Below are 17,737 nucleotides of genomic sequence, written 5' to 3'. Positions count from 1 at the left end.
TGATGTTTGTGCCATTTCACTTCCTCCTTTCCCACCAGTCCACAAAGCCCTGGAGGGTTGGTTGTTTATGAATTACGATGTTACCATAATGGCAAACGCAACTATTGCCATCCATAACACAGTCCCATCTATCCCACCAGTCAACAGTTTTTTTATGCTGGTGCGGGCATTTAATTATACCATATGCTACCGTGCTGTCGTTGTGACACTCCGCCAGATACGCCTTGATGTCGGCGATGGTGATGATCTCTGAAATCTTTTCGCAAAAGGCCGAGTCCTGGACTTGCGGCGGATGTTTGGTCGGAAAAATGTATGTTTGTATTTGCTCCGTAGAATCGTCTGGTGCGATGACAATTTTCTCCGAATCGACTACGGCAATATGATAAGTCCTGGGCCTTATCAGTGGTATTTTTAGATGCCAGTAGTCGGCGGTTGTTTTGGTTAGTTCTTCCGCCCCGGCTACTGTTGCCAGGGCCAGGATCAGGATTATTGTTTGTCGCATGGGGTCTCCTTTACTGGTTTATTAAGGGCCGTGTTAAAATCGGATATTGCATAAAACGGTGTTTTGCCAAAACCTGCTATCCCGTCCTGCAAATTTTCGCCGTAAAGCACACACCACATGTCTCCGTCAATATATATTTTTGGCTGAAGCATTTTAACGTTTATTAAGTCCAGCGTAGCGACGGCGATATTCATTTGTTCTCGGTGTTGCAATTCTTGATGGAACTGCTCTTGGCTTGACCGCATCTGCCAATATTCTTGTTCATTATTTATTGACATTTCTTCCCCTTCTCCCCTGCGAATTGATTTAATCCAATCTCTTCCTTAAAGGAATCAAGGTGGCTTTTGGCGTCGCTAAGCATATCTTCCATGTGCATTCTATGGCGTTCTAAAATTTGGCCTAATTCTACTTTTGTTTTTGCCCGTTTTATTTCATCCTCCCACAGCAGGTCCCCGCCGAAGAAGTCGTGCCATTCAAGCAGTTTCTTTTTAATCTCTGCAATCTTCATCTCCCGCCCTCCTTGCCGAGGGCTTGCTTTCGTTCGTAATAATCAGTTGGTTTATTTATTCGTATACAATAAGTACATCTATCCCCTCCTACATGCCTACATTCGCCACACGGCATATTGCCCGGTATGTATTCCACCGCTTCTGCGTAGCCATAGCCGTCATCGTGGTTTATTTCGACATCTTGGCCGCAATAGGGGCAAGTAACGTCCGACATGCTATTCCTCCTTAATGATTATCAATTCTTTTTTCCCGTCCTGTATTATCCCCAGGCTGTCAGCCGCAGCCCTTGACAAATCAAACCGCCTGTCCGTGTCCCAGTATTTCGACGGCATCCTGTCATTGATGCGGCATACCACCTGCCGCCCGTTGTCTGGGTTGACAAAGCACAGCCGTGTCCCAAAGGGTATTTTCTCAAGGCTGGCGCAGGTGAAGGAAAGGCTATCGTAGATTTCCCCATTGGCGGTTTGCCGCCCATGCTCCGGCCATGAGTAATAGGTGCATACCGCCCGGACATTGCCGATGGCTTCGGTGTTCAGCGTTTGCGGGGATATCTCGGCGGCGATATCGTCCATCGCTGCATACTGCTTTTCGCAGCCGTGGGCCATGAGCATCCCCCAGCCAACAGTCAGCACTACAATCACCAGCCCGCCGGCCAGGGACCTTAGCATATCACCGGCCATAGTTTCCCGCCTGGCCAGGCCGGGCCAGGCAAACCGCCAGAGATATAACCAGCCGCCGGCGAAGGCGATCAGGGCAAGAAAGATAATGTATTTCATTGAGCCTCCTTTACGATTATAATCCTGGCTGGGCCCAGCACCGGAATGGTTATGCCGCCGTTTATCTCTATCTTTCTTATTTCGGCGTAGGTGATTGGGTCTATTGACAAAGTCTGGCACTGGCCCCGAGCTTCCAACTTGTCGGCCAAGGCGATGAGAACGGCGCGGGGATCGGCTGGGCGAGATGTCGCCATTTTTTCTTTGTGAAATTTTTGGAATTGGGGACGTGTGAGCGGCCGACGGGGGATCCGTGGCTTGTTTGTGATATACCGGTCCCAGAGATATTTTATATGGTTTAACATGACGTCGGTTTATTTCCTATTCTCCGCCTTGCGGGGTTATTATTGGATATTGCAGCCAGAAGCGGCCGTTTATCACCGGAGCCTCGCAGAAGCGTCCGGTCTCGTCCTGGCCATATTTATAAAACAGCGGCTTGCCGGCGGCCAGGCAGTCCTCCATAATCTGGAAGGCCCAGCGATCGTAGAACCTTCGGGCCAGCTTGAACGGTCGGCAGCGCTCGGCTCCGAGAATGACCCAGTCCAGCCCGGAGATGAACTCCCTGAGATACAGGGCCTCCAGGAGAGGCTCGGCCGATATGCCCACCACGGCGGCCTTAATATGGGAGAGGGCGCAGGCGGCATTGATAAGCTCCTTTTGATTGGAAACGCTGGCCAACAGCCAGATATTGGGATGCCGGTGCTTGAGGTCGTAAAATAAGCCCGGCCAGATGTCCTTTATCCGGTGGACCCGTTTGGTGGTGAGGATGAATACCAGGTCCGGGTGAAGCTGGGCCAGCTGGAGGACATGGTCCCGGCGGTCCTGGCAAAGCGGATGATCGTAAAACAGGTCGCCCATGAATTCCACCGCCACCCGGGAGCCGGAGGGGAGGCAGTGAAGCTGGGCCAGCTGGCGGTCGTAGTTTGGGTTAAGCTGGATCTGGCCGGTCCACCGGATGTTGCGGAACCTGGGATCCCGGCAGACCAGGTCCTCCCGGCCGGGGAGGGGACGGTCTGCCTTTTCGTCCCAGAAGCTGGCGGCGGCCCAGCAGTGAATGCACCCCGGGCTGCAGGAGCTGCAGCCGAACCAGGGATTGATGGACAGATTCCACCAGAGGGAAGGCTTGTTTTTCATGGGAGACCTGTAATTATTTAAAATTTTAAAATGTAAATTGCAAAAGGCAAAATGATCAAAGGTCGGATCTTAGTGTAATAAATGGGAGCACGTAAATGGTGAAGGGGACCAGGAGCAGGCGGGTCTCATCGACGTTGCCGAACCAGAGGTATGCCGCCACAAAGGCCGGGATGATTACCAGGGCCAAGGTGAAATGGGGCTGAGGGCGCTCATGCCAGAAAAGCTTTAACGCCGGCCAGGCAAACAGCGAGTAGGTGCATAGAAAAGAAAAGACCGCTGGGTCGGAAATTGCTTTTGAACATCTGCCAGCCGTATGAAATGCCCATATATCCGACATTGGCCTGCTGGTCGGGAGAAATATGCCGCAGAAGGAAATATACCGCTCCGAAGACCGCGGCCGAGGCCAGGGCCGGAGCCCGAAGCCGGGAATGCCTGAACGACAATAACCCGACGGCCAGCACAAAGAAAAGATAGGTCTCCCGGTTTAGCGCTCCCAGGAAGGTCAGCGGGACCAGATACCAGAATCGGCCCTTTTGAAGCAGGATAAACCCGACCAGATAGAAAGCCAGATCCCAGTAAGTATCGAAGGCCAGATTGGAACGGATGGAAGCGGCGAACAATACGAATCCGAACAGCAGGGTGAGGCCGTAAGCTTCGGCGCCAGTCAGGGCAGAAAGATAATAATAGACCAGCAGGATTAGAAGCATCACCTGGAGTTTTTTGAAGACATCCAGCGGAATGCAGTATTTTGGCAGGAGGGAATGAAGCGACAGGATCAGAAAGTTGTTGAATACCCGGTACTGCCAGGGATTTCCGGCCTGGTTTGCGTACCACTTAGAAAATATGTTTATTTCGCTGGAGTTGGGATACAGGTGTTCGTCCTGGGCCCGGCGATCGCAGATATTGAATGCCAGCGACCAGCCGAGAAGCAACAGGGAAAGGATGATGATGGGCTTTTTCATGGCTGTTTGACCTCACCCCGACCCTTAGTAAGAGACCCCACCCCTGCCCCTGCAGAGAGAGACCCCTCCCGGCTTCGCCTTCCTCCCCCTGTGGGAGAGGGAGATAGTTGGCAGGGCAGGGGATGGCCCGGGGCCGGAATGGGCCGCCAGTGCCGGTTAACGGTAACCTTGTAGGGCAGGATCTCGACCGCCACCCGGCATTGGTGACCGTCGCAGTTGTTCTTTTTTTCGGCCGGGCACTGGGCGCAGTAGATCCGACGGTATTGCTTTTGGAGGGTGTCCAGCACGCGGTGCATGAGCTCTATGGCCTGGCGCTCCTGCATGGCCTCCTGAAGCCCCAGAGTGTTCTCGCGGATGGCCTCGATGCTGCCATTGGTCATAAGGGCCTCCAGCTGGCGCTTGCCGGGCCGGAGCTTTTCGGATCGGCGGTAGCCGAAGCGTTGTTTTTTGGGACCACGGCCGGAGATGTTATCTGGCATGGCGGCTCCTTATTATTAATTATCCGTGGTGGTGATCTCGATCATGCGCCTTACCACCACCCGGTAGCTGACGTTGCGGCCGCACTTTAGGCAGTGAACAGTGGCCTTGGGCTCGGTGTAGGTGATCATGGCTCCGCAGCCGGGGCAGAAAAGATGCAAGCTGGACGGCAGATCGTTTAGCGTCGGATGCAAGCCTACGGACTTGGTCATCGGGCATACGCCCTGTTTTGGTATTTTGGGGATCTTCCAGCCCTTGGGCCAGGGTTTCCCCAGCTCCACAACGGCCCGGTAGAGATCCGCCTGGTGTGATTTTGTGGCATTCAACCCATTCTTGAGATTGAAGGCCGTCTTGCAGGCCATCTTAAGGCTTTTTACGCCCAGTGCTTGGTTCACCAGATTTTCGGTAAGTGCCATGGCAACCTCCTGATTAAAATTATATTCCTTCGTTGATTTGAAGTTGTTTGAAGTCGAAGCGCTGGAGCATGTCGGCCAGCCACTCGCCCCGGTAGATGGCATCGGTGATATGGTCCGAGGTCTTGGGAGGAAGGCCGTACTTGGAGATCATTGATAACTTGACGAGTTTTTTGTTAACGGGATGGACGGCGGAGTTCCATTTGAGGATCTTCTCTTCCGGCAGGTTTATCCCGGCCAGGAAGGCGCCGATAGCCTGATGGTTGAGGGCCAGAGCGGCCCCGTTGAGCTGTTTATGGCCCCGGCTAGACCGGCTGTAGTTGGACATGGAAGGGTAGTCGATGACGATGTAGTCGGGAGCGGGGATCTCATGGCTAAAGTTGTATATCTGGCCAAGGCGCTCGAAGACGCCGATAGTTCCGGTTTCGTAGGTTTTGCAGGTGCCGTATTGAAGACCCACCCCAGCCCCGGTGGGGAGCGACCCCACCCCTGCCCCTCCCCCGGTGGGAGAGGGAGAACGAAAGGCTGCGAAGCCGAATTTATTGGGATCGATACTGGGATCGACGGAAAGGATGTACATGGTGGAGCTCCTTTGTTTTAATCGTGGCTGATTATCACCTTGACGGGGGTATCGCATTTGTATACAACGCCGGGCAGGGTTATAACTGAATTTTGCGGGACCTGGTAACAATCGACGTTTCTGCGGTAGGACAATTCTTTGACCAACTCTTCGTTATTGAACAGCAGGAGGTGGTTGAAGGGCAGGGTGTCCGGGACCACGTGGACGGAATCAGAGACCCCACCCCGGTCCCTCCCCCGAAAGGAGAGGGGTATTTTAGCGAAGAGGCGTGATATTCTGGTCAGCAGGTTTTTAAGCATTGCCGTAGTAATTTTGAGTTTGCTCCGAAGCGGAGACCGGGGCGAGCCGGTCCCCGCATGAATGAGTTATTTACTTTAAGCCGACGCGGACATCGGTGGAAAGGTCAACGGTCTGCTTGGGCCAGCCGCTGTTCCACCAGGTGGCGCTGATGAGCAAGCGGTCGGAATTCTTGTAAACGTCCAGGGTGTCGGGAATGGACCAGGTCCAGTCTCCGGAACGGTAGGGCCAGACGGCGGTGTTAATAAATGTCCCGGTGCTATCGGATGTTATTTTGTAGGCTGTAACAGTAAGGCTGATAGTGTCTCCGACAACGGTGCCGTGATCGGTGCGGGATATGGCCAGGCTTACGGTGTTGGCTGACAGATCTACCCAGGCCAGGGAAGGGGACAGATCGGTGATGTAAGCGTTGGTACCGACCGGCACGACCGGGGCCACCGGATCGGTCTGGCTGCAGGCCGAAAACAGAGCGGTTATTACAGCCAATGCGATGATTAGGTTAAGGCGTTTCATTTGTGGAGCTCCTTTTTTTGGTTATTTATCTTCTTCCGACCGTTTGCCGGAAGCGCTCTTGTAGTCTTTCTTGCTTGGTTTAATATATTTTATGGCGCCGGATATTTTACCTGATACAACAAGTTTGGCGATGCAGAAATGAAGACTGGAAAGGTTTATAAGTTTGAGGCGGCGGTCGTGCTGCAGCATTCTTTTGACCTGTTCTGGAGACAGTTCGGTATTAAGTACCGGCATGATTTCTCCTTTTTTTGTGGTACCATTTTTTACGGCGGGGCTTGGGGAAAAATCCCAGCCATCCGTGCCATCGGAATCTGGAGCGTTCTTTCACACCGGTGAGCTCTTGAAGGTCGTCGATGGTAAGCGATGGTTTTTCCCCGGGACCGTGAAGATCGGATTTTAAGAAAGTCCCTTTGGGAGCATAAAAGAATTCACCGGAGCTGAAATATTTAACCTTTGGCATCGGATACCTCCGGATGGGTTTTAAATTTTGATAATTCATTTTCCAGTTCGGCAATGCGGCGGTCCTTGGCGGCATCAATGGCGGCAGTAATACCGCCCAACAATCCACCTACCGAGGACAACTTTTTTGCCTGCTGTTCGTAATGCTGTTTTTCGGCATCCCAACGGATCTCCTCGACCTTAATGCGGGTGTTGTCGCAACGGGCTATGTGGGTCATTAGGCCCCAGCACCCCAATTTGGTATGAAAATACTCCGGCTTGCGGATGTACTGCTCCAGGGCGTTCTTTACCGCCAGGGGATCGCAGCCGTTGAGGGCCGGATCCTTACGGTCGGGCAGAAGGGTGACGGTAACCCACTGCCGGGCCTTGGGCCAGGGGGTGACGGTCCGTCCGGATACCTTGCATCCGTGCTCTATGGCCAGAGCCATGGCATAGAGCATGCGGCATAGTTCCGGTTCATGCCGGCGGAGCTCGGTTATTGTTTTGTATATTTTAAGCCTGGTATTCATAAAAATCAGTTTCGGAGAAACTGCTTTCTTTTATTATTGCTTTTATTATTACCGTCATGTTATGTCATGTTATGTAACGGGATTTTTCCAGAAATTTCTTTTATTTTCCGTTGGCCGTCAATATATGATATCCATCCTATATTCATAAGTATCGGTATTGCATGGATAAAGCCAGATAGCGGCATGCCGCTTTTATCCGCCATGTCCTCAAGTGTATAACCTGTTGATAAGTCTGACTTGATAAGTTTTCCACGGTGCCCTTTGGGAGACCTGCTGGCTATTTCGGCCATTATTACAGCTATACCAAAAACAGCTATCGGGTCTTTTTGTTTTAGGAGCCGCCGATACAGGGTCCCGTCAAAACTGTTTTTTACGGCCACCCAGTGAAGATTTTTATATCCTTTGCTTTCCGGCGTCTCGTAATTCTGGTCCCAGTTCTCTATCTGGTAGTATGGCATTATTAAGAGCCTAAAAGTGTGTTGAGTTTAAGCTGTTCGATTATGCGCTGGAACATTTCGGAGGATACTTCGTCCCGGGCGGCCTTGATCTCGGAGGCGCCGTGCCGGATGCGCTGGATGATGGAGCGCTCCAGGTCTTCGGCGTTTCCGCGCCGCAGACCGGACTTGCTGGTGGCGATGGAGTACCCGGCTTTTTTTATGGCCTTGATCTGGTCCCTGATCTCGATGTCCAGTCCACGGTATGACCGGTCGGAGAAGGGGTACAGTTCCTGGATTATGGCCGATATGGTGGTAAAGAGCGGCTTGCCGGAGGGACCGTTGCCTTCCGGGATCAGGGCATAGATGGCTGATTGGATTTGACTGAGCGGCTGCATATATTATCTCCCTGGATTATGGTTAATGTTGGGCGTAAAAAAATAAGGCTGCGAAAAGCAGCCTTATATCTTACGGGCGCCGAGCACCGCCGGCGGTCTTATGGGAATGGGATCAATGCTTTTGAGGACGTCGCCCAGCTTGAGCCTTTCGTGGGTGACCACCACCCCGACCCGGCTGGGGAATTTGTCGATCTCCATGGGCTGGCTTACCGTGTAACGGTCCATGTAGGGACCGTTGACAATGCTGGACTGGTAGATGACCAGCGAACGCCGGCCGTAACCCCGATCGACCTTCTCGGAACATTTGATCTCACGCCGCCATAATTCTGTTGTAGCCCGTTTGCCTTTCATGGTGTGCTCCTTTGGTTTAGGATGAAAGTAAAAACGGATATTATAGCATACAATGCTATAACAGTCTACTTAAGGTATAAAAAACGGCTGCAGAGACAAGCTCTACAGCCGGAAGTAGATTTAGTATTATGACGGGTTTACATAATATTTATTATGGGACAAATGAATTAAAACAGATTTAAACTGTCAAACATTTATCAATCAACTATGCCACACCTCCTTGGCGGTTTTGCTAATAATTACTGTTGACTTATTTCTTTGTTTTAATATGTCTTCCCTTATATATGAAATAATCTGTTGCTATGATAAAGATATTTCCAATTATCAGAAACCCATATGTTTTATAAATAAAATATTCGAATGTTGACTCTCCATGGTACCATAGAGCAATAGATGCACATAAAACCAATAAGCTACAAAATCCAGCAGACACAAAACTTGTGTATACACCTTTTTTATAAATTCTTCTAATCTTATAATCTACTGCTAGAAAAAATATTTCCATGAAATATAGAACTGTCGCTAAACAAAATGCTAATATTATACGTAGAATAATATCAATACTATAAAAAAGATTTGGGTTTATTAAAAAGATACTGATGTACCAAAATGGAATCAAAACAATAATTGACATAATTGAAGTTTTAGAATAGACGTCAAGTTTATCAAAATATTTCAAAATATAGTCCATATTAATACCTCTTAAATGGTTGGTGTAGATTCTTGTATTAGTACAGTTATTATGCGAAAAAGCTGGCCTATAGCTCAGCTTTTTATAAATCACCCTCTACCCTACAATATTCACCAGCTTCTTGGGCACCACCACCACTTTCTTCACATTCACCCCAACCAAATACTTTTTTACCTGCTCGCTGTTCAGGGCGGTCTTCTTAAGCTCCTCGTCGCTGATATCGGCCGGAACGGTGATCCGGTCCCTGAGCTTGCCGTTCACCTGCACCACCAGGGTGATCTCCTCATTGGCGGCGACCTGGGGATCGGACTTGGGCCACTGGGCCTTGTAGGTGGTCCCCTTATGGCCCAGCATCTGCCACAGCTCCTCGGACATATGCGGGGTGAACGGGGCCATCAGCAGGGTCATGGTATCCAATATCTCCGAGACCAGGCAGGGATGATCGGTTATCGAAACATCCTCTTTGATGGGAAAGGCGTCCTGAACCTCATTGGTGAGCTCCATCAGGGCCGCCACCGAGGTGTTGAACTGGAAGCGCTCCATGTCGTCGGTGACCTTCTTGATGGTCTGGTGCAGTTTCCGCCTGACCGATCTGACCGCCAAGTGGTCCTCCTGTTCGATCTTAGCGGCCCAATCAGCCTTATAGACCGGCTGATAGGTGGTTATCCAGCGCCACACCCGGTTGACAAACCGGAAAGAGCCGTTGATCCCCTCCTCGGTCCACTGAATATCGTCCTCGAAGGGCGCCATGAACATCTCGTAGACCCTCAGGCTGTCGGCCCCGTATTTCAGGGCGATCTCGTCCGGGGTCACCACGTTGCCCTTGGACTTGGACATTCGGGCCCAGCGCCAGACGATCTGATCTTCGGGAAATTTCTCCCGCTCCTCGGGCTTCAAAACTATCCAGTCGACCAGCCGGGCCTCGCCGCCCCCGCTCTCCGCGTTCTCATCGGCCCGGGGTTTTCTTCCCGGGGTGTTGGCCAGCAGGGATCCCTGGTTGTGGAGGGTCAGGAACGGCTCGGTGAAATTCAGATATCCCTCATCAAACAGCACCTTGGTCCAGAACCGGGAATACAGCAGATGCGACCGGGCGTGCTCGGTGCCTCCGGCATAGATGTCCACCGGCAGCCAGTAGTCCAGCTTCCGACGGTCGGCAAACATATTGTTATTATGCGGGTCGGCGAACCTCAGGAAGTACCAGGAGGAACAGGCGTAGCCTCCCATGGTGTCGGTCTCCCGTTTGGCCGGGCCGCCGCATTGGGGGCATTTGGTGTTCACGAATTCAGCGATGTTGGCCAAAGGCGATTCGCCGGTGCCCGACGGATGGTAATTATCCACCTCCGGCAGCAGCACCGGCAGCTGGTCCTCCGGCACCGGCACCACCCCGCACTGGGGGCAGTGGATCATGGGTATGGGCGCCCCCCAGTAGCGCTGGCGGCTGATCAGCCAGTCCCGCAGGCGGTAGTTGACCCTGCTCTGGCCTTTTCCGGAATCCTCCAGCCATTTTATGAATTTGGAGACGGTCTCCTTTGAATTGGACAGGCCGTCGAACTGCCCGGAATTTATCATGGTCCCCCCGTCGGGAATGGCCTGGGTCATCTCCTCCGGACCGGCCGGCCCTCCCTCCGACCGGAACACCATCCGGACGGGGATGCCGAACTTGCGGGCGAACTCGAAATCCCGCTGGTCGTGGGCCGGCACCGCCATGATGGCCCCGGTGCCGTAGCCCATCATCACGTAATCGGCGATCCAGACCGGTATCTGTTCGCCGTTGACCGGATTGACGGCATAGCTGCCGGTGAACACTCCGGTCTTGGTGCGCTCGGTGTTCAACCGTTCTATCTCGGTCTGACCCTGGGTCTTTTTGATATAGGCTGCGACCCCAGACCTTTGTTCCGGCGTGGTCAATTGCTCGACCAGGGGATGCTCCGGCGCCAGCACCATGAAGGTGGCCCCGAACAGGGTATCGGGCCGGGTGGTGAACACCTGAATTTTGAATTCTGAATTTTGAATTCTGAATTCAACTTCTGCTCCCTCGCTCCGCCCTATCCAGTCCCGCTGCATCTCCTTCATGCCCTCGGTCCAATGGAGCTTTTCCAGATCATCCAGCAGCCGGTCGGCGTAGGCGGTGATCCTGAAGAACCACTGGGGCATGGGGCGCTTCTCCACCGGGTGATCGCAGCGCCAGCAGCGGCCCTCCTTGACCTCCTCGTTGGCCAGCCCGGTCTTGCATGACGGGCACCAGTTGATGGGCGCGGTGTCCCGGTAGGCCAGGCCCTTTTTATGGAGCAGCAGAAAGATCCACTGGGTCCATTTGTAATATTCCGGCCGGCTGGAATCTATCTCCCGGGTCCAGTCGTAGCTGCATCCGGCCAGCTTGAGGGTCCGCTTGTAATTGGCGGCGTACTCCGGCACCATCTGCCGGGGATTGCGCCCCTTCTTGATGGCCTCGTTCTCGGCCGGCTGGCCGAAGGCGTCCCAGCCCATGGGATGCAGCACGTTGAAGCCGCTCATGCTCTTGTAGCGGCAGAAGGCGTCCATCGGCAGGTAATTCTTCAGGTGGCCCACATGAAGCCCCGATCCCGAGGGATAGGGGAACATCTCCAGGCAGTAGGTCTTGGGCCGGTCCGAATCGTCAGGGGCCCTGAAGGTCTTCTCCCTTTCCCAGGCTTCCTGCCAACGGGCCTCGATCTCTCTGAAATTGTATTCTCGGGTCATATTTGATATTCCGGTTGTTCGATTTAATTGCAAAAGCCCTCAGATCAACAAATCATCTCTGAAGGCTTTCAATCTATTTATCTGAAAGTCCTTTATTTGCCGCCCAGCAGGTCGGTGGCGTTGATCAGCTCATTGCCGCATTTCTCGCAGTACCAGTTGTCGGCCCGGTTGAAGGCCCCGCACTTGGGGCATGTAAGTTCGCCCTCGTGGGAATCCTCGACAGGCGCATCCTCGGCCTTGGGCTGGAACGAAAGATTCTCCTCTATCTGGATCGGTTCGGGCAACGGGGCGGTGGGTTCGGCGGCCGGCTGCTCCTGGCCGAAATTGGCGCCCAATATGCTGGCGAATTGCTTCTCCAGATCGTCCAGCTCGCTGCGCTGAACTGCCGGTGCGGGTTGTGCCTCCGGCTCCGGGGCGGGCGGCGGGGCTGGTTCCGGAGCTGGAGCCGCCGGTGGCGGCGGGGATGCCGGCTTGGGGGCAATGACCCGGGGCGGCGGGGGCGCTGCCGGGGGCAGGGATGCCACGGGAGCCGCCGGCTGGGCGGTTTTCCCGCCGACCAGCGCCTGGTAATTATCTATTTTTTCCGTCAGTTCCTGGAGCTTGGCTACAATGGCCTCGGTCTCGCTATTATGGGCCTCCGATTTCCGGGCATAGTCGGCATCCTCCACCTCGCCGATGGCGGCCCGCAATTCCAGCTCTTCCATCTCGGTGCGGATCTCCTTCTCCCGGGCCAGCAATCCGGCCTGCTCGGCCAGAGCCGCGTCCAGCGCCTCCTGCATTCCGGCGCCCTTCTCCTCCAGCAGAACCTGCAGTTCCAGCAGCTTGGCCTCGTACTCCCCGCGCACCTTCTGGAAGATCTCCGGCTTGGTGGCGGCCTTCTTCTCGTCCAACAGCCGGATCCGCTTGTTGAAGACCTCCGTCAGCCGCTGAAGTTCCTCTATCGACTCGTTGCCAGTGATGTTCTCTACAGCCATTATTATTTCCTTAAATTTAGGAAGATAATTTATAGATAAGTCTTTGCACCAGGCTTCGGGGCTCCCCCCGTCCGGATTTAAGGGCATATTCGGTCCGGTAGATCTGGTCCATGGCCCACAGGTACTGCTGCGGGGTCCTCTTTCGCGAGGCGGGGATCATCTGATTGACGTAATATTCATGGCTCTGGATGCTGTACCCGATCTGACGGGGGGATATCCCGCGGGCGGTCATCAGGAACACCTTCCAGTATTTTTCCAGCTGATAGCAGACGGCGCTGACCAGCCTGACCGGGTCCTCCCCGGATGACAGCAGTTTTTCGTAAAGCATCAGCGACCGGTCCCGGTCCCGGTTGCAGATGGCGCCGGCCAGTTCGTAACTCTCGACTTCGAATGATGACCCGGCCAGGGCCTTTATGTCGGCTTCGGTTATTTCGGACCGGTTTTGACCGCTGGTGTATATTTCAAACTTCTCTATTTCCTTGTCCAGTATGCCCAGGTTGTTGCCGGATATCTCAACCAGCATCTGGGCTCCGGCAGGGGCGATATTCAACCCCCGGGCGGAGGCTTTGGCCATCACCCATTTTACGGTCTCGGCCTCCTTCAGCTGGTTGAAGACCAAGGTGGGTATCTTCTCGGCCAACCCCTTGTAAAAGGCTGTCTTCTTGTCCAGATTGACGGAACATAATATCAAGCAGACATCCTGGCCGGGGGAATCCAAGTGTTCCAGGACCTGCTTCCGGCTCTTGACCGAGAGGGCCTCTATCTCCTTGACCACTATCACCCGCTGTTCGGCAAACATCCCCAGGCTCTGGGTGCGCTGCAGGATGCTGATTCCGTCTTGCTCGGTGGCCGAGATGCGCTCCAAACCCTGTGAAACCTGGGATTCGCCCAGGAAAGCCAGGGCCAGCCGGCCGATGGCCTGATCTTTTAGATACTCCTCTTCTCCCGGGAAAAAATACGCCAAAGCTATCTTTTTTGCCGCGATCTGGCGTTCTAAGTCGTTAAATGTCATCTTAACTGTATAGTTTACTAACTAAACAGGGTTTTGTCAACAAAATTCTTAAAACGAAATATCAGGTTAAAACAAAGCCGGGCCCTTTAAGGGGCCCGGCTTTATCAGGCTGAATTTATCGGAGAATCGTGATCCGCTTGGTCAGTGTTTTGTTCATGGTCCTCAGCTGGTAGAGGTAGACGCCCGATGCCAGTTTGGCCCCGTGGCGGTCGGTGCCGTCCCAGTTCACCGTGTGGTATCCGGCATCCAGCTTCCCATTGGCCAAAGTTGTGACCTTCTGGCCCAGCACGTTGAACACCTCCAGGCTGGCCTGGGCCGATGCCGGCAGGCTGAACCTGATGGCGGTGCCGGTTGTCATGGGGTTGGGGGCGGCGGCCCTGAGCTGCAGGACATAGGCCCGAACCTCCGGCCTCCCCTCCACCCCGGTGGGCGTGGCTGATGCCTCGTTAGACCAAGCGCTGAAGGTATCGGGAGTGCTGTATTCAGATCTGACCACGTAATAATAGGTGTTGTCGTTAATTACGGAATTGTCGGTATACGCAGGAGTTATTCCAGCCAAGCCAATTGACGCGTAGGGTCCACCAGATACATCACCGCGGAAGATGTTGAAACCGGTGATGTTCTTGGCCAAGGCGAGGGCTCCTTCAAGTTTCGGGTATACCGGTGTCTGCTTGTTGCCAACGGGCATGGACTTGATTCCGGTCAAGACCGGCAATGGTTTTTCTCCCGGTTTCGGGAGGTAGGATTTCAACGCCAGCCCCTTAGTGTAATCCTGATAGGAAACCACCGACTGATGCGCCCAATCGCGGTACTCGTCAGTGTTTAGTATCAGGCTGCCCCAAGTTGCGGTTGAAGAATCATAAACCAGGGAGCGGAGTCCTGGCCCATCGCCATCGCATAGCGGCATGGGGAGATTGTCTGTCTGGATGACATAGCCGATGTGAAAATCCCCTGAAGCTATATATAGATTGTGGGACGATAGGTCGACCACGGTGTAGTTGGGGTAGTCTAATGGCATAATGTAGTGTGGAGGTACCAGATCGGTGGAACGGTCGGGAAGACCAGTGCCGTCATCCCCCCATACGTGAAGTGTCACAAAATCGGAACCAGCGGCATACCACCAGGAGGAAACGGCTTGTTCAAGTTTGCAGGGGTAGTGTTGAGGTGTGAACCGGGTGTCAACTATATCCCCGGCATCCTGGAATGTTCCGGTGCCGTTCGAGGTTGCATAATCGAGGACTTCGACCGGCGGTTTCCAGCTTAGATATACCGACTGGTCGCTTGCAAGAGCCGTCAGGCTGTCCGGCGGTAGCGGGTCCAGGATCCGGAACTGATAACCCCGGTACATGCTGGGATCATAGTGCGCCGTTCCTCCGTCGTCCCAGGCCCCGAAAAAGAATTCTATTACCGTCCCGGCCACCAGGGGTCCCGGAATGCTATAGTTGAAGGTATCACCGTCGGTCGAAGCATGGGTCAGGGCCCACCAGTCGGTGGAGTTGTCGGTGTACCACAGGGTGTCGGCCGCTATTCCCGCCTTGCCCAGGTCGGTGATCACCGCCCGCACCGGGAAGGGACCGGTCCCGTCGTAGGTGTCCTCCGGCTGCTGGACCAGGGTTATGGACGGGCCCTGGAAGGGGGCGGAGGTGAACTGAACCACGGTATCCGGCAGGATGGCCATACTGTTGCCGGCCAGGTCGATGCCGGAGGTGACTATGACCGACATCACGGTGCTGTAGGGATAGGGGTCCTGGGGGGCCAGGGTGAAGGTATCGCCGGCTGCGTTCCAGCTGGGGGTGAAATCATGGAAGGGATCGGTGAATCCGTCGAGCGAATCGGTGTTCATCGGCTCGGAGAAGGCGATGATGATGGTGTCGTTGAGCCCGACCCCGGTGGCACCCCAGGCCGGGGAAACGGAGACGACATATGGCCGAATGGTATCACCTACCACAGTGGTGAACATGAAACTGTCCGGCAGTACCGCCAAGGGGTTCCCGGCCAGGTCGGTGAGTGCAGCGATCTTGACCGTATACACGGTGTTGGTGGCCATCGGATCATGCGGCAGATACAGGGTATCCAGGGATGCGCTCCATTCCGGCTGCTCGTTGGGGCTGGGGGTAACGCTTCCGGCCAGGCTCAAAGTGTCCACCGGCTCGGAGAAAACAATATACAGGGGGGCGTCCAAAGCCACCTCGGTGACCCCGTCGGCGGGCGAGGTGGAGATGATGACCGGGGCAATGGCGTCAGGAGCCAGCGAATTCTGATCCTTGGCCATCGTGAAATCGCTCAGGGTGGTTAGATTGGAGATCTGGATGCTGCCCCCGTCGTCGGCCCCGTTCGGGGTCCGGACAGAGATCTCGGGGAAGGTCCAACCCGTGCTGTCAGCCTTGCCGACCACCATGGCCGCCTCGTCGGTCGCCTCGAGAAACCCGGTGTTGAAGTCGGCCGGCAGGTAGGCAAACTCGATGCGGCAGGAATCAAAGACGGCCGGTATGACGGGGTGCTGGCCGATGTTCCAGTATCGCTGCATGGTGTTGGCCGGTATGTTCACATCAGAATTGGTTGACTGGACTGCGCGAACTCCGACGCCGCCGGCAGCGGTAACATTCTGGAAGTCGATGGTTGCCGGGCTATAACCATTGGCAGTACCGACATGAAATACGTAGTTTGGATTTCCCGTGGGAATGTATATAGCCAGTAACCCATCAACATAACCTGTGTTCCGGGCGGGCGCACCCAGGTAGCAGGCCAACCTGAAATTACCGGTGGTTACGATGCCGTCCTCCAGGGTTACTAATCCATAGCAGGTCACGTCCTTGTCCAGGACGACACCCGCCGAGTTGTTGAAAGATACTGCATACACCGTTGAATCTGCAGCCGGAAACTCGTAACCGGTGGTCAGCGCCGCTGCGGCCGGGTTGGGGCCGTATTCCAGATTTACCCAGCCCTCGAACGCCGGGGCAGCCGTCAGGGATCCGGTGTAGCGCTGAATGTGGGCAAAGTCGGCGATGGTCAGTCCGCCCGAGTTGTCGTAGTCGCCCCAGCCTACGGTAAGCACACCATTGACCCTCACCGGGAATCCGAATGATGTACCTGAGGGGTTATTGGTGTACAGATTGTCGAATTTCATGGTATCGGTGCTGGTATAGGTTATGGCCCCGTTGACGATCACGGTCTCGTCGCCAGTGGTGGCGGCGTCGGCGATAAGCGTGTCGCCCAGCACCAGGTTGCCGTAGATGTGGACCAGTGATGACAGGCCATTGGCCACCGAGATGTTGAAATTGCTCCCGCTGGGCATGATCACCGTGCCATCGATGAAGAAAGTGCCGCCAACGGTAGATGCTGTGGTGCTGTTGGTGCCCCAGGAAAATGCGGAGTTGCTGGAAAAGGTCAGGGTGTCGCCATCATTCACCTGAATAATGCAACCAGTTTGGCTGTTAGCGTACAAGGCGACATTATTGGGTGCAGCGGCCGTGTAATGCAGGTTGAAATTGCGGTCAATGGTGATGGTTACATTGCTGGCCCCGGGGCGCAGGCGGCTTACCTGGTAGGACCCATTACCTTTGAATGTAACACTTGTCATGCAGGTGAAGCATATCCCATCAGTCGGACTGCCGATGGTTCCGTCACAACGCACTGAGTCTCCGCTCAGGTTGATGTAACGATTGGTGGTTGAATTGGCGTATAAGACCGCCCCACTCTCGACCACCAGGTTCCTGCAGGCATAAGGGCTGCTACCCATGGAGATGGTGTGTCCATTCCGCACCAAAACGTTGTTGGTGGCAGTTGGCAGGGCAGTAGCCACGATCCAGGACCCTCCGTCCCATGTTTCCCAGTTTGCCAGGGTGGCCCAGGGACCGCTGACCGCCGAACGATAATCGCCGATTTCCTGGGCGTTTGTTAAACCTACAAAAATCAACGCCACAGTTACTAGAAGCAGACACTTTTTTCTCATTATCCTTCTCCTGTTTATATTGTTATATAATTTAAATCATGCATTGATTATACAGCTATTATTTATAAAGTCAATATAA

At 54.2% G+C, this 17,737-nt stretch carries 21 protein-coding genes; all 21 read right to left on the bottom strand.

All coding sequences use genetic code 11. The features are described 5' to 3' along the window. Positions 1–16: 16 nt before the first annotated feature. Positions 17–502, bottom strand: a complete 486-nt coding sequence (locus RDU76_06185; protein MDQ7798514.1) for a hypothetical protein — start codon at positions 500–502, stop codon at positions 17–19. Beyond that, positions 487–780 (bottom strand): hypothetical protein, encoded by a 294-nt coding sequence (locus RDU76_06180; protein MDQ7798513.1) that lies wholly within the window; start codon positions 778–780, stop codon positions 487–489. Before RDU76_06180 ends, RDU76_06185 begins: the two co-directional genes overlap by 16 nt. Beyond that, positions 771–1,010, bottom strand: a complete 240-nt coding sequence (locus RDU76_06175) for a hypothetical protein (GenBank protein MDQ7798512.1) — start codon at positions 1,008–1,010, stop codon at positions 771–773. The genes RDU76_06180 and RDU76_06175 overlap by 10 nt, the downstream gene beginning before the upstream one ends. A 216-nt stretch (positions 1,011–1,226) precedes the next feature. Next, the gene (locus tag RDU76_06170) at positions 1,227–1,787 is read right to left on the bottom strand and encodes a septal ring lytic transglycosylase RlpA family protein (protein MDQ7798511.1); all 561 of its coding nucleotides are present in this window, start codon (positions 1,785–1,787) and stop codon (positions 1,227–1,229) included. Next, positions 1,784–1,981 carry a hypothetical protein gene (locus tag RDU76_06165; protein MDQ7798510.1) on the bottom strand — a complete coding sequence of 66 codons (198 nt, stop codon included), beginning with the start codon at positions 1,979–1,981 and terminating at the stop codon, positions 1,784–1,786. Before RDU76_06165 ends, RDU76_06170 begins: the two co-directional genes overlap by 4 nt. A gap of 124 nt (positions 1,982–2,105) precedes the next feature. Further along, positions 2,106–2,918 (bottom strand): DUF5131 family protein, encoded by an 813-nt coding sequence (locus tag RDU76_06160; protein MDQ7798509.1) that lies wholly within the window; start codon positions 2,916–2,918, stop codon positions 2,106–2,108. A gap of 209 nt (positions 2,919–3,127) precedes the next feature. Continuing rightward, positions 3,128–3,880: a hypothetical protein gene (locus RDU76_06155; protein MDQ7798508.1), complete on the bottom strand. Its 753-nt coding sequence runs from the start codon at positions 3,878–3,880 to the stop codon at positions 3,128–3,130. Then, positions 3,877–4,359 carry a hypothetical protein gene (locus RDU76_06150; GenBank protein MDQ7798507.1) on the bottom strand — a complete coding sequence of 161 codons (483 nt, stop codon included), beginning with the start codon at positions 4,357–4,359 and terminating at the stop codon, positions 3,877–3,879. The genes RDU76_06155 and RDU76_06150 overlap by 4 nt, the downstream gene beginning before the upstream one ends. A gap of 15 nt (positions 4,360–4,374) precedes the next feature. Next, entirely contained in the window at positions 4,375–4,773 is a 399-nt protein-coding gene (locus RDU76_06145; protein ID MDQ7798506.1) for a hypothetical protein, read from the bottom strand. 19 nt (positions 4,774–4,792) lie between these two features. Further along, the gene (locus RDU76_06140) at positions 4,793–5,350 is read right to left on the bottom strand and encodes a hypothetical protein (GenBank protein ID MDQ7798505.1); all 558 of its coding nucleotides are present in this window, start codon (positions 5,348–5,350) and stop codon (positions 4,793–4,795) included. A 17-nt stretch (positions 5,351–5,367) separates the two neighbouring features. Beyond that, positions 5,368–5,649 carry a hypothetical protein gene (locus tag RDU76_06135; GenBank protein MDQ7798504.1) on the bottom strand — a complete coding sequence of 94 codons (282 nt, stop codon included), beginning with the start codon at positions 5,647–5,649 and terminating at the stop codon, positions 5,368–5,370. Between the two features lie 70 nt (positions 5,650–5,719). Next, on the bottom strand, positions 5,720–6,160 hold the full coding sequence (locus RDU76_06130) for a hypothetical protein (GenBank protein ID MDQ7798503.1): 441 nt from the start codon (positions 6,158–6,160) through the stop codon (positions 5,720–5,722). Positions 6,161–6,181: 21 nt separating this feature from the next. Beyond that, complete coding sequence (locus tag RDU76_06125) at positions 6,182–6,394, bottom strand: hypothetical protein (GenBank protein MDQ7798502.1); 213 nt, start codon at positions 6,392–6,394, stop codon at positions 6,182–6,184. A gap of 212 nt (positions 6,395–6,606) precedes the next feature. After that, a complete protein-coding gene (locus RDU76_06120; GenBank protein MDQ7798501.1) occupies positions 6,607–7,128 on the bottom strand; it encodes a hypothetical protein in 522 nt (173 codons plus the stop codon). A gap of 59 nt (positions 7,129–7,187) precedes the next feature. Beyond that, positions 7,188–7,586 (bottom strand): hypothetical protein, encoded by a 399-nt coding sequence (locus tag RDU76_06115; GenBank protein ID MDQ7798500.1) that lies wholly within the window; start codon positions 7,584–7,586, stop codon positions 7,188–7,190. 2 nt (positions 7,587–7,588) lie between these two features. Then, entirely contained in the window at positions 7,589–7,960 is a 372-nt protein-coding gene (locus tag RDU76_06110; protein MDQ7798499.1) for a hypothetical protein, read from the bottom strand. A 63-nt stretch (positions 7,961–8,023) separates the two neighbouring features. Then, positions 8,024–8,311, bottom strand: a complete 288-nt coding sequence (locus RDU76_06105) for a hypothetical protein (GenBank protein ID MDQ7798498.1) — start codon at positions 8,309–8,311, stop codon at positions 8,024–8,026. 787 nt (positions 8,312–9,098) lie between these two features. Continuing rightward, on the bottom strand, positions 9,099–11,720 hold the full coding sequence (leuS, locus tag RDU76_06100) for a leucine--tRNA ligase (protein MDQ7798497.1): 2,622 nt from the start codon (positions 11,718–11,720) through the stop codon (positions 9,099–9,101). 92 nt (positions 11,721–11,812) lie between these two features. Next, a complete protein-coding gene (locus tag RDU76_06095) occupies positions 11,813–12,694 on the bottom strand; it encodes a zinc finger Ran-binding domain-containing protein (protein MDQ7798496.1) in 882 nt (293 codons plus the stop codon). A gap of 16 nt (positions 12,695–12,710) precedes the next feature. Then, on the bottom strand, positions 12,711–13,706 hold the full coding sequence (holA, locus tag RDU76_06090; protein ID MDQ7798495.1) for a DNA polymerase III subunit delta: 996 nt from the start codon (positions 13,704–13,706) through the stop codon (positions 12,711–12,713). A 115-nt stretch (positions 13,707–13,821) separates the two neighbouring features. Further along, a complete protein-coding gene (locus RDU76_06085; GenBank protein MDQ7798494.1) occupies positions 13,822–17,658 on the bottom strand; it encodes an Ig-like domain-containing protein in 3,837 nt (1,278 codons plus the stop codon). Between the last annotated feature and the right edge of the window lie 79 nt (positions 17,659–17,737).

It is taken from the genome of Candidatus Edwardsbacteria bacterium (assembly GCA_031082425.1).
In the GTDB taxonomy this organism is placed as follows: Bacteria; Edwardsbacteria; AC1; order AC1; family EtOH8; genus UBA2226.
Note: the sequence above shows the minus strand (reverse complement) of the source record. Positions and strands in the feature narration are given on the sequence as shown.

Coding starts and splice junctions, on each gene's coding strand:
- RDU76_06135 (MDQ7798504.1), bottom strand. CDS start 5,649: ATGCTTAAAAACCTGCTGACCAGAATATCACGCCTCTTCGCTAAAATA.
- RDU76_06160 (MDQ7798509.1), bottom strand. CDS start 2,918: ATGAAAAACAAGCCTTCCCTCTGGTGGAATCTGTCCATCAATCCCTGG.
- RDU76_06120 (MDQ7798501.1), bottom strand. CDS start 7,128: ATGAATACCAGGCTTAAAATATACAAAACAATAACCGAGCTCCGCCGG.
- RDU76_06175 (MDQ7798512.1), bottom strand. CDS start 1,010: ATGAAGATTGCAGAGATTAAAAAGAAACTGCTTGAATGGCACGACTTC.
- RDU76_06110 (MDQ7798499.1), bottom strand. CDS start 7,960: ATGCAGCCGCTCAGTCAAATCCAATCAGCCATCTATGCCCTGATCCCG.
- RDU76_06125 (MDQ7798502.1), bottom strand. CDS start 6,394: ATGCCGGTACTTAATACCGAACTGTCTCCAGAACAGGTCAAAAGAATG.
- RDU76_06095 (MDQ7798496.1), bottom strand. CDS start 12,694: ATGGCTGTAGAGAACATCACTGGCAACGAGTCGATAGAGGAACTTCAG.
- RDU76_06165 (MDQ7798510.1), bottom strand. CDS start 1,981: ATGGCGACATCTCGCCCAGCCGATCCCCGCGCCGTTCTCATCGCCTTG.
- RDU76_06085 (MDQ7798494.1), bottom strand. CDS start 17,658: ATGAGAAAAAAGTGTCTGCTTCTAGTAACTGTGGCGTTGATTTTTGTA.
- RDU76_06145 (MDQ7798506.1), bottom strand. CDS start 4,773: ATGGCACTTACCGAAAATCTGGTGAACCAAGCACTGGGCGTAAAAAGC.
- RDU76_06155 (MDQ7798508.1), bottom strand. CDS start 3,880: ATGAAAAAGCCCATCATCATCCTTTCCCTGTTGCTTCTCGGCTGGTCG.
- RDU76_06180 (MDQ7798513.1), bottom strand. CDS start 780: ATGTCAATAAATAATGAACAAGAATATTGGCAGATGCGGTCAAGCCAA.
- RDU76_06185 (MDQ7798514.1), bottom strand. CDS start 502: ATGCGACAAACAATAATCCTGATCCTGGCCCTGGCAACAGTAGCCGGG.
- RDU76_06130 (MDQ7798503.1), bottom strand. CDS start 6,160: ATGAAACGCCTTAACCTAATCATCGCATTGGCTGTAATAACCGCTCTG.
- leuS (MDQ7798497.1), bottom strand. CDS start 11,720: ATGACCCGAGAATACAATTTCAGAGAGATCGAGGCCCGTTGGCAGGAA.
- RDU76_06140 (MDQ7798505.1), bottom strand. CDS start 5,350: ATGTACATCCTTTCCGTCGATCCCAGTATCGATCCCAATAAATTCGGC.
- RDU76_06105 (MDQ7798498.1), bottom strand. CDS start 8,311: ATGAAAGGCAAACGGGCTACAACAGAATTATGGCGGCGTGAGATCAAA.
- RDU76_06115 (MDQ7798500.1), bottom strand. CDS start 7,586: ATGCCATACTACCAGATAGAGAACTGGGACCAGAATTACGAGACGCCG.
- RDU76_06170 (MDQ7798511.1), bottom strand. CDS start 1,787: ATGAAATACATTATCTTTCTTGCCCTGATCGCCTTCGCCGGCGGCTGG.
- holA (MDQ7798495.1), bottom strand. CDS start 13,706: ATGACATTTAACGACTTAGAACGCCAGATCGCGGCAAAAAAGATAGCT.
- RDU76_06150 (MDQ7798507.1), bottom strand. CDS start 4,359: ATGCCAGATAACATCTCCGGCCGTGGTCCCAAAAAACAACGCTTCGGC.